This is a genomic window from Psychrobacter sp. UBA6766, assembly GCF_002453355.1.
GTDB lineage: Bacteria > Pseudomonadota > Gammaproteobacteria > Pseudomonadales > Moraxellaceae > Psychrobacter.
This window is the reverse complement of sequence record NZ_DKGQ01000057.1, coordinates 141,840-152,030: the sequence shown is the minus strand read 5'-3', so window position 1 is coordinate 152,030 and position 10,191 is coordinate 141,840. Positions and strand designations below refer to the sequence as shown.

General features: G+C 41.2%; 8 protein-coding genes. 1 reads left to right on the top strand and 7 read right to left on the bottom strand.

Features of this window, described 5'->3' with window-relative positions:
* Positions 1-76: 76 nt before the first annotated feature.
* The 7 genes from B4K26_RS12810 to B4K26_RS12780 form a co-directional block, all read right to left on the bottom strand.
* On the bottom strand, positions 77-925 hold the full coding sequence (locus B4K26_RS12810; RefSeq protein WP_296245909.1) for an aldo/keto reductase: 849 nt from the start codon (positions 923-925) through the stop codon (positions 77-79).
* A 336-nt stretch (positions 926-1,261) separates the two neighbouring features.
* A complete protein-coding gene (locus B4K26_RS12805) occupies positions 1,262-2,248 on the bottom strand; it encodes a MetQ/NlpA family ABC transporter substrate-binding protein (protein WP_296245908.1) in 987 nt (328 codons plus the stop codon).
* Positions 2,249-2,471: 223 nt separating this feature from the next.
* The gene (locus B4K26_RS12800; RefSeq protein ID WP_296245907.1) at positions 2,472-3,158 is read right to left on the bottom strand and encodes a methionine ABC transporter permease; all 687 of its coding nucleotides are present in this window, start codon (positions 3,156-3,158) and stop codon (positions 2,472-2,474) included.
* 18 nt (positions 3,159-3,176) lie between these two features.
* Positions 3,177-3,947, bottom strand: a complete 771-nt coding sequence (locus B4K26_RS12795; protein WP_296245906.1) for a methionine ABC transporter ATP-binding protein — start codon at positions 3,945-3,947, stop codon at positions 3,177-3,179.
* A 195-nt stretch (positions 3,948-4,142) separates the two neighbouring features.
* Positions 4,143-6,293, bottom strand: a complete 2,151-nt coding sequence (locus B4K26_RS12790) for a sensor histidine kinase (protein WP_296245905.1) — start codon at positions 6,291-6,293, stop codon at positions 4,143-4,145.
* 111 nt (positions 6,294-6,404) lie between these two features.
* Entirely contained in the window at positions 6,405-7,127 is a 723-nt protein-coding gene (locus B4K26_RS12785; RefSeq protein ID WP_068403530.1) for a response regulator transcription factor, read from the bottom strand.
* 337 nt (positions 7,128-7,464) lie between these two features.
* Positions 7,465-8,673: an efflux RND transporter periplasmic adaptor subunit gene (locus B4K26_RS12780; RefSeq protein ID WP_296245904.1), complete on the bottom strand. Its 1,209-nt coding sequence runs from the start codon at positions 8,671-8,673 to the stop codon at positions 7,465-7,467.
* Positions 8,674-9,604: 931 nt separating this feature from the next.
* On the opposite strand from B4K26_RS12780, the gene pilG reads away from it, so the two are divergent.
* A complete protein-coding gene (gene pilG, locus B4K26_RS12775; protein WP_011514416.1) occupies positions 9,605-9,982 on the top strand; it encodes a twitching motility response regulator PilG in 378 nt (125 codons plus the stop codon).
* Positions 9,983-10,191 lie beyond the last annotated feature (209 nt).

Here is a 10,191-nt window from a genome sequence, read left to right as displayed (position 1 = left end):
CCAAGTTTCGGGGGTCAGTTCAGATATGCCACTGGCTTTTTTGTGCTCAATTTAATATTCAAACAAGTATTATTGATTAATCATCCCATTCTGGTGAATAATCTGGATGCTCAATTTTACGACCATCGCTACGTGCTAAACTACCGATTTTTTCAAGTTCATCGCTATTTAACTGTACATTAATAGCATCTAAATTACCTTGCAAGTGATCAGGATTGGATGTTTTTGGAATCGCAACGCGATGCTGGTCAGATAAAATCCACGCCAGCGATACTTGCGCTGGGGTAATTCCGTGCTTGTCAGCAATTTCTTTAATGACCTCATTATCAAACACGTCACCACGCGCGAGTGGCGAGTATGCTTCTAATAAAATGTGATGATTATTTAAAAAAGTCTGCAGAGTGTTTTGCTTAATAAAAGGATGAAACTCAACCTGATTAACCGCAATCGGCACATCAGCATATTTTTTAGCTTCGATAATATTGGCGATATTAAAGTTAGATACCCCAATATTACGAGTCAGCCCTTGTTTTTGTAGCTCACAAAGCGCCGGAATGGTTTCAGATAAAGGCACCCGATCATCAGGCCAATGCAGCAGCAGTAAATCAACGTAATCGGTATCTAAATTTTCTAATGAACGCTTAGCAGCCGCAATAAGTTTTTCTGGCTCAAACTTCATATCATCAGGGAATATTTTGGTCGTTAAAAAGAACTTATCGCGAGCAACGCCTGATTGTTTAATGCCTTTTCCGACCTCGACTTCATTGTCGTAAGCTTGAGCGGTATCAATGTGCTCGTAGCCCATCTGCAAACCTTGGCTGACCACATCGATACAATCTTGACCCGTTGATTGCCAAGTTCCCAATCCTAATACCGGAATGTTCGCTTGACCAGCAGTGCGAATATTATAAGTTTTAGCACGCATATTATTATCCTTGTTGTTTTGTTTGATCTATTAATACTGTGTTTTGTTAATACCTTGTTTTATTAATAGACGGTTAAATAATCAAAATAATTGATTGAAACTCTATTTATCCAATCTACTATAAAAAAAAGCGGCGACAAGTGAAAGGGCGGGTGACGCTTTCCTACAAACGACAAACAGGCTGTAACGCCATTTTGAGTTGGTGATTGTACTCAGGCAATAAGATTTAAAAGCAAAAAAGCCCATTATTTACTAATAATGGGCTTTTCTATTTAATTTATTGCTTTCTTAAAATACGTCGTCGAAACGAAGTGTTTTAAGCTATTAAATCTTTAGTTACTTAGAAGCAGCTTCTGCAACTGGTGCGGTATCGGTCGTAGGGGCAGTAGTGGTGGCAGGGGCAGTAGCATTGCTCTCACCCCAAATTTTTGGGTATTTATAGCCTGGGAAAGTATCATGAGCATACTTTTTAAAGGCATCTGAGTTATAAGCGTTAGTGACGTCTTTAACCCACTTTTTGTCTTTATCAGCCGTTTTGATCGCTGACCAGTTAACATACGCAAAGCTTGGCTCTTGGAATAGTGCTTCAGTCAGCTTGATACCTGCATCGGTTGCATAATTACCGTTGATGATAGCAAAATCAACTTCATCACGAGCGCGTGGTAGCTGAGCAGCTTCTAGCTCAACGATTTTAATGTCATATTTACTGTTATCAGCGATATCGGTTTTTGACGCCGTTAATGGGTCGATATTGTCTTTTAGCGTAATCCAGCCAAGGTCATCCATCATAACCAACGCACGAGCAAAGTTACTTGGATCATTAGGAGCAGAAACGCTCATGCCTTTATAGGCGTCATCTAGCGAGGTTTTCTTACCCGTATAGATACCAAGTGGCGCGGTTGGAACTTGGAAAACTTCGACCAAATCAAGATTGTTCTCTTTTTTAAAGGTATCAAGATAAGGCTTATGCTGGAAGATATTAATATCTAAATCGCCATCAGCCAAAGCGATATTTGGACGGACGTAATCGGTAAACGTCACTAGCTCAACTTCATAACCTTGCGCTTCTAATGAGCTTTTTACTTGATTTCGAACCATATCGGCAAAGTCGCCTTCGGTGGTACCGATGACAATTTTGCTGTGCTCAGGATCGATATCACCAGTCGCGGCCGTTTCTGTAGTCGTTTCAGTGCTGCCTTCAGTAACAGGCTCTTTGGTGGCTTCTGGTGCAGATGAGTTGTTACAACCGACCAATACAAGACCTGATACGCCAACCGTCGCCAGTGCGGTCGCGAGCTGACGGCTGATATCTGTTAATTTCATGAAGCTTCCTTAATAAGAAGGGATGGGGAATAGGGGAGTAAACGTCAACAGTAAAAATTCGCATTAAAAAAGCAACATTATGAATAGTAATGCTGCTAAGTTAAAGGCTGTTAAGATAGTAACAAAATTAAAGGGAATCAGTTTCAAAGTCAAGCATTTGCTTAGGATGAATCAGCATTAAACCTTAAGTATTATTCATATTAGATATTTCGCGCATTTAAACTTAACGTTTATCTAAACGCGTGGCTATCCAATTACCAGACGCCTGAATAGCGATAACCATAATTGATAACATAATGACGATAAAAACCATGACTTCAGTTTGATAGCGATAATAACCATAACGAATGGCCAAATCCCCCAAACCACCCCCGCCAATCATACCAGCTGCCGCTGAAAATGATAGCAGGCTGATACATAAGATGGTCACGGATAACACCAAACCAGAGCGCGCCTCATTAAGCAGTACTTTGATAATGGTAAAAGGACGCGCACCCATCGATTCCGTTGCTTCAATAATGCCGCGTGGTACTTCGCGTAGATTTTGCTCGACCAAGCGCGCAAAGTAAAAGGAACCAGCGATTGCTAGTACTAGCGACGCGGCAATCGGTCCAATACCAGTGCCAACGATGGCTTTGGTAAAAGGACTCATGGCAATCATCAAAATCACAAACGGAAAGGCGCGCATAAAGTTGGTAATGGCACCAAGGACGCCATACAAGGTTTTATTTTGCAAAAACTGCCGATCACTAGATAAAAATAAAAACACCCCAAACAGACCACCAATGACGATAGCGACCGTCGTTGAGATACCCAGCATAATAAAGGTATCTACAAATGCCTGCCAGATCTCTTTACGCAGCGCGAGCAGTTTGTCTAATGAGGCGGATAATTCAGCACCAGTTAACATGTCTATTCTCCTACCTCACTAGTCCTCAACGACTAAGCCTTTGCCAATTGGGGTGGTGGCCTGAATCAGACCGTCGCGAATATCGGCAACCTCGAGTAATTTACCCTGATGTAATAATGCTGCGCGATCACATAGACGGCGAATCACGCTCATCTCATGAGTCACAATGACGATGGTGACGCCAAGTTGTTCATTAATGTCGCGTAGGCAGGTCAATAAGCTACGCGTGGTCGAAGGGTCAAGTGCACTGGTCGGCTCATCAGCCAATAATACTTTTGGGCTAGGCGCGATAGCACGCGCGATACCGACACGCTGTTTTTGTCCGCCCGATAGCTGCGCAGGATAGTGCCCCGCACGGTCAGTCAAATCAACGATTTCTAGACAGTCCATCACGCGCTTATAGATATCGGCGCGTGGATAGCCTGCTACTGTTAAGTTAAAAGCAACATTGTCATAGACTGTACGGTTGGACATCAGGTTAAACTGCTGAAAAATCATACCGATATTATGACGAGCGATACGTAACTCACCGGCAGGTAAGGTCGTTAAATCCGTTCCATCTACGATGACCTGACCTGAATCTGGACGTTCAAGCAAATTAATCAAGCGTAAAAGGGTAGATTTACCTGCTCCCGAATAGCCCATCAAGCCAAAAATTTCGCCTTGTTTTACCGTTAAAGATGTCGGCTCAACAGCAGTAAACCAATGTGGCTTGCCGTCTTTATCTTTTATAGACCGGTCGCTTAAAAAGCTTTTGGTCACATCGTTTAAGACAATCATGTCACTCATGGAGGGCTCAAAATTCAATAAATATTTTAAAAGTTATAAAGCGGTTGTCGGCTCTTTTGCCTATTTGCACGCAAATTAAAACCAGCTTTCAATAACCCCATAATAAGGGGCGCTAATATAGCATATTATGCAGGGTTTTGGATATGGACATCCATGACTAAAGGATAATCTTGACTGTAGCGTTAACTGGTGAAGTTATTGACGGCTGTCATGTTGGTAATGCGGATCATGCTTGACAGGTAACACCACTAAAAATCGTGTATGGCCATTAATGGTATCTGTGATAATACGTCCTTGGTGAGCGGTGACAATCTGTGCAACCAACGACAATCCAAGCCCCGAGCCTTTATTCTTTTGCTGTAAGCGTACAAATGGGCTAAAGACTTCTTCTCGTTTGTTTTCAGGGATACCTTCGCCTTCATCGATGACGGCCATTACCGCATACTTTGGTAATGGACGTGTTGGCTCGGTTTTGGGTTTTTTTAGATGCTTACTAAATAGTCCCTCTTTACGGGTGGCGTTTGCTGTTTCGCCGTTCTCTTTATTGCCATTTTCTTTATTATTGTCTTGAGAAGCGCTTTTGGCGTCCTTCTTCTCATTACTAACGCCTTTATCAGCCCCTTCTATATTTTTATTGATAGTCTTGTCATTAGTGTCACCGATAGGAGTTTCTTGTTTTTCAGGAACCGCACGCCAAATAACTTTTTTAATTTTTTCTGTCAAATCAGTGGTAAAGCGCTGATAGTTAAATAGCAATGGTGGCTCAAGTGGCTCAAGTGGCTCAAGTGGCTCAACGGCGGCTTCGGTCTCAGCGACGCTACTTAGGTCATCGTTGAGATCATTAGATGAGTCAATGGTTTTTGTAGTCGCTAACTTATCAGTTTCTGAACAGTTGTCACTATCAATATTGCCCTCAATCTCAGCATCCGCAGTGATGCTTTCACCATTTTTATAAATCACTGGTGCAGATAGTAATGCTGCGGTCGAAGTTGCTTCTGTTGAGGTTGATATGACTTTGTCATTGCTAGCAGTAATAGGGTCATCATGCTGCTGTGCATTTTGAATAGCCTCAAGCGCATGGTCGCTATCAGGCGCTTCTTCATCATAAGAATCAAAGTCTGAGCTGTTATAATCGACAAAGCTGCTGCACAGTATGGTTTGCAAAAGATAGTCAGGAATATCGTTGGCTTTATCCAACGTTTGGACACCATACAGTAAGACGGTGATGGGCGGCTTACCATGCAGCATGGCGTTGGTTAATAGGTTGCGAATTAAATGGGTAAGCATCGACGGCTGACCATCGATGACGATATGCTCGCCAATCAAGGTTGCTTCAGGATAATGCTGCCGCTCTTGATTGACCAAGTCATATAGGTCTAACTGTTCAATCTGTTGTAGCGCGTGACCAGCGTCTAAACGGCTGACCAATAAAATACTCTCAACCAAATCGTTCAATCCTGATAGATCACGATTGATGGCTTGTGCCCGCTTATCAAATTTTTCTTTAGTATCGGAGGGTAGTGCACCCGCTAACATTCCCATCATCTCAATCTGTAAGCGAATACGCGTGATAGGCGTTCGCAGCTCATGCGAGGCGTGCGCCAATAGCAGATTATTGGCATTGATGAGGTGTTCAATTTTTTTTGCTGCTTGGTTAAATCCACGAGCAAGGGATGCAATTTCATCATTACCGCGTGCATTGACCCGCACCGTGAAGTCGCCATCACCCAACTGTGCCATCTGTTGGCTCATCTGGTTAATACGCCAGGTAATGGTACGAGCAATCCACCAAAGCACGCCTGCCATAATAAGCAGCAGCAATAACGTACCCGTAAATAAGTTTAGAGCAGCAGAGAGTACAGGTTTTTTTGGCGGTAAACGTGATTCGTATAATAGCGTATAGCCCGTACTACTATAGACTTGGGCTTGCTTGGTCGGAGAGGTTTCTGCAAAAGAAGGAAAAACGCGAGCCAATAAAGAAGGCGGCGCCGGCAATTCTAGTGGCAAATCGCTGTTATCACTCTGCATGAGCAAATGACCTTCGTTGTCATATAGACCCATTTTTGCCTGCAACGATTCATCAAAAATATCAAAGCTTTTTTTGACCACCGCTAGCATAAAGCGCGACTGTAAGCGGTTATCTTTGCTAACCGCGATATTTAGCTCACGCAAAAATGGGTCTATTTGACCCAAAATTTGCGTAGCTAATATCTCTGAGCGAATACCGGCATCTTTGTCATGAACCAACTGGGTTAATAATACCATCGCTACCGCAAATAAGATAAGTGCCAGCATGACACTGGCAAATAGCTTGGCAAATACGGAACGAAAACCCAGTTGTTGCATTAAATCATCTCTATTATCAAACGCGTATAACCATTTTATTGGTCTTTTATTTTTATTAAGACTATCTTAGGGGTAACGTCTAACTTAATGTTATTTGCTTTTATTTGCCATTTAAACTTGATCGGTTGCGAATTGGTATCCGACACCGCGGACGGTAATGATACGTTTTGGCTGGCGCGGATTGTCTTCGATAAGCGCACGCAAACGAGAAATATGAACGTCAATAGCACGATCGATATTATCCGAGCTGTCATCATTTGGCATCGCCTGCCACAGTTGTTCACGGTTTAAAACTTTACCAGAGTGGGTAGCAAAGTAATGTAGTAACTGGAACTGATGCGTCGTCAAGCGTACGGGTTGATCATCAATAGTAACTTCATGACTGTCAGGGAAGACGCTTAAACGCCCAAAGGTAAGGCTGTCTGACTGACTATCAGCTTGATTTGGCTGCTCATGACGACGAATAACGGCACGAATACGCGCCAATAATTCACGCGGCTCAAATGGTTTAGCAATGTAATCATCGGCGCCCATCTCTAGACCTAATACGCGGTCTGTGGTATCGCCTTTTGCCGTCAGCATGATAATTGGTACTTTATTGGTCATGTTGTTTTTATTGCCGCGTATTTTCTGGCAAACTTGCATTCCATCCATATCAGGCAGCATTAAATCTAATACAACCAGATCGATGTCACGCTCTTTAGCATCCAGTAAATCCAAGCCTTCTTGACCCAATCCGGCATGATGTACATCATAATAATTCATGGTCAGATAGTCGCTGATTAACTCGGCTAAATCTGGATCATCTTCGATTAATAAAATTTGCTTACTCATAATTTTTTCCTCTAATTGTTGTTATAGTTTATTTAAAATGCTTTTTTAAAAGTACGGCTATAAAGCTTCAATGCCCTTAAAATCTAACGCTCTTAATTTTCAATGGTTGCTCATAGTCATTACTAAATCTATTTTAAACGATGATATGTTTTTAGATATTTTAACTTAGCCTCTAAAGACCATTTAAATAAAGACGGCCGAAAACCTAAATAACTGCTCAGTTGTCAATGGCCTCGTCTATGCCATTTAGCATACGCTATATTGCCTAAACAGGATGTTATTAAACAAGACATGCTTTGTTAATGTTCCTACACAATGTAACTAACGGCTTCAACAGTTATGAAACCACTGCTTTTTTGCCTTCAGATTCGATAGGTAAGTTCGCCAAACAAATCAAACTGTCGTTGGTAATACCGGCGATTAAGTACTGCTTGGTCAGTGGGTCATACTCGATGACTTCGACAGGTTGGCGAGTCAAACGCTGGTTTTGCTTAATAATCCAGACATTAGCACTTAAAGGACGTAACGGCTTATAAGGCGGTCTATGTAGCACAGTTAGGTCAACATTGTGCAGCGCACGCTTAGGAACAATCGTGCCAACTTCTATTTGTCCGTAGTCGACGCGTCCAGTCACCTTCATACCGGGCTTTATTTGGTTACGACTGACTTCATTATCAACCACATTGACATAAACCAGTAGCTGTTTTGGTAGGTCAGTGACGGTCAATTTGCTGACCTGACCCGTAAATTTATCTATCAAACCGTCAGCGGTAAAGTTAACCGTTTGCCCAACAGAGATTTGCGATTTGGCTTCAATAGGTAAGCTTGCGATAAAATGCAGTTCGGTTCCATCACTGAGCGTTAACAATGGCTGGCGCGGCGCTACTTGTTGGCCTTTTTTAACATACAACTTTTCGATACGGCCTGAAAAACTCGCGCGCACCGTGAGCAAATTATTCGATTGCTCTGGGCTTGTAGAGCTTTGATTATTATCTAATCCTACATTGTCGTCACTGTTAGTCACGTTGCTTATTTCGTTATCTACAGTCACATCTGCATTGGTTTTTAGTGCGTTTGTACTATTTATGGCGATATCATTTGGCGACGCTTGAGTATTACTCGCGGCCGATGGTTCGGGCTTAATAGCAGCATTGTTATTACCTTCTGCCTCTGTTGAATTTACGGATGCTTCTTCATTGGTTGGCTGCGCCGCTGAGTCTATTGGTTTAGTTGGCGCTGCTCGACGTCGAACCGTAAATAATGGTGCGCCTTTTTCTACCCGTTGATTTTTATTCACTAGTACCTGCTCTACTGTCAGCGCTTGGGCAGCCATTAGATTCACTTGTCTGATAGGTTCAATGTCACCTTCTAAACCAAGACTCGGCTGATAACGGGTTGGCTTGATACTTAGGATATGATCAGGCGTCATCGTGATGCTATCAGCGCGTATAAGAAGCGGCGTATTAAACGCCTCACTATTTTCGGCAGTCATAGGTTCTGAGGTGGGAGGGGAGGGTTGGCAGGCAATAAGTAATGCAGTGCTCAAAAGACAAATGCTGTTTTTTAGAAGGCTAGAAGCTAAAAACACAGTACTTGAAGACACAGTATTTGAAGACATAGTACTTGAAAAGATAGCACTTAAGCGTTTTAAACCCATAAAATCTGACATGTCTATCACCCTCGCACCCTCGTCAACGAATTTTTATTATATAGTGAATTTTGTGGCGGTGAAATGATTACCCTTTATTTATAAATTAGATTTAATAATTTGAGTTTGTCTGTATAGAGAACACGCGAAACAAGTAGCCAACGATAGAGACAACTCATAAAATAAATTGCGTTAAAGTAATTTATTTATACTCATTCGTTTGAACATAAATTCATCAAATAACTGGAAATGCGGTCATAACTGTGCTAAAACGAACATAATAAAATATCTTGATACATTTTTATGACAAAAGAAAATTATTCGGTAAGATATTCGCTGTTTCTATATAATACCCAAAATATAGCAGGGCTTAAAAAAGTTTATATTCATAGCTTTAGTAGAAGCACCTCGTAGAGGTGTTTAGAAAGCTAACAGTTTTTTGACAATTGAGCAGTTGAATCGATGACTAAATAGCAGGTTTGCTCAATACTATATACCTATTATAAAACGTCAAAAAAATTTAAAATACCGCGCAATTTGCTAAGATAATTTACCTTAAAGTGCGTATAGTGACCGAAGGTCATGCTCTATTTAAAATACTTAGTGAATAGACAGGCATTGAGAGTACAAACTTAGCTATGAGGACACACCACAATACAAAACTGAAATGGTTATTTATCTTTTATATAACATAAGCCAACTGCTCAATTGAGATGAGCGCTTATTTATTTTTATGAATAGCTTAGGTTGGTTGTATCGTGTGATTAAATTGATAGTTTGTATTTATAGATAGCACCACGAATAAATAGTCGTTAATAGGACAGAGATAATGGAAAATAATTTTGATGGTTTAAAAGTGATGGTAATTGATGACTCAAAAACCATTCGCCGTACCGCAGAAACCTTATTGCAAAAAGCAGGCTGTGAAGTTGTCACCGCCATTGACGGTTTTGACGCCTTAGCCAAAATTGTCGATCATAATCCCGATATCATTTTTGTGGACATTATGATGCCACGCTTGGATGGTTATCAAACCTGCGCATTGATAAAAAATAATCCAGATTATGCCAGCAAGCCTGTGATCATGTTGTCATCTAAAGATGGTTTGTTTGATAAAGCCCGTGGTCGCATTGTTGGCTCTGATGAGTATTTGACTAAGCCTTTTAGCAAAGATGAACTTTTTGAGGCGATTAATCAGTATCGATAATCTCTATCGTTAACTAGTCAGTACGATTAATAGTAGCGCTTTAAAAACCTGCTATATAAAATCCTTATAAGGTGGGTCACGCAGGTTAATGATAAGGCCTTATTACTTAATTTTAGTCACGATGAAAAAATAATGCTTTTATTCAATCAAAGCCACTTATTTTCAATCGGTTTGTTTTAACACTATATCTTAATAGATATTATTAAAAA